The sequence below is a fragment of the Blautia sp. MSK18_10 genome, from assembly GCF_020553185.1.
Taxonomy (GTDB): domain Bacteria; phylum Bacillota; class Clostridia; order Lachnospirales; family Lachnospiraceae; genus Blautia_A; species Blautia_A wexlerae.
On sequence record NZ_JAJCGT010000111.1, the window covers coordinates 1 to 1,136 of the forward strand.

1 protein-coding gene is annotated in these 1,136 nt (G+C 46.0%); it reads right to left on the minus strand.

Annotated features, from left to right (window positions below; translation table 11 throughout):
* The coding region (locus LI074_RS17035) for an IS200/IS605 family accessory protein TnpB-related protein (RefSeq protein WP_265107685.1) at positions 1-1,136 on the minus strand (1,136 nt) is incomplete at both ends.

The following is a 1,136-nucleotide window of genomic DNA, read 5'->3' on the forward strand; positions in this document are numbered from 1 at the left end:
AAGACCTTTCCGTTACCGGAAGGGGTTTTAAAAGTTCTCTGATAAAATATCTTGCTCCGATATTATACGATGCCGACAGGTCACAGTTATATCTTTTTCCTGTCTGGAATACACAAAGACTGTGATTTTTCGGGTCACGGGACACACTTCCGGAGCCATCGTATGCAAGACTGCTCGTATTCCATGCGCAGACTCTGGATACCCGCATTCCTTTTCTGTGTGCCTGATGCTCACAGCGTTTCTGGATATCCCGTTTTCTCCACAGATGCAGTTTCTGTTTTTTCTTTCCGGATATCTTTCCCTGCATTTCCAGATACTCGAATACGATCACATCTGCATGGTTCTCTTCTGCATTTTTTACGATCGCTCCTGCAATTTTTCTTCCCAGCTCTATGTTCAGGCGTTTCGTATATGCCCATCTTCCCCGTAACTGCGCAGAGCTGTGTTCCCTCTGGAATCTTCGGATTCGGCCCAGTGTTCGGTACATCCGGTCTTTTTCACTGGGATGATTGATAAATTTTCTCCCCAGGACAGTTCCGTCTGCCCGCATAATGGTACAGACCGCATCGGTATTGATTCCCAAGTCCACACTACAGATGATCTGTTCTTTTACCGGTGTCTTCGTAAGTGTCACTTCTTCCGTATAAGAAAAACGCAGGAAATATTTATGGTGCCTTTTCTCCAGTGTCGGGGCTGATGCCTTTTTCCCCCACCAGTTCCTGCGCAGATATTCCATATCTGTGTGATTTAAACGCACACAAAACCATTTCCAGTCATGACCATCATACAGTTTCAGGTATGCTTCGTCTTTTCCTTCTTTTTCCTCTCTGTACATGACATCACGATAAAAAACAGGCATGGCATGATTCTCATACGCCAGTCTGGGTTTCCCTGCTTGTTCTCCTGACTTTTCCCACAGATCCATCCGTGTTTCGTAAGAAGATACACTTCCCAATGCATGCTGGATTGCGGCTCGCCTCAGGTAGGACGGCATCTTCGGAAAGCGAAGATCAAAATCAAAGCGTGCAGGATTCTTTTTTGTAGTATGCACCAGATGCTCTGCAGCATTAAACCGCCTTTTGGCATCCGGTATCTCTGCCAGTTCTTCCCACACCTGCTCATATATTTCTGTCAGG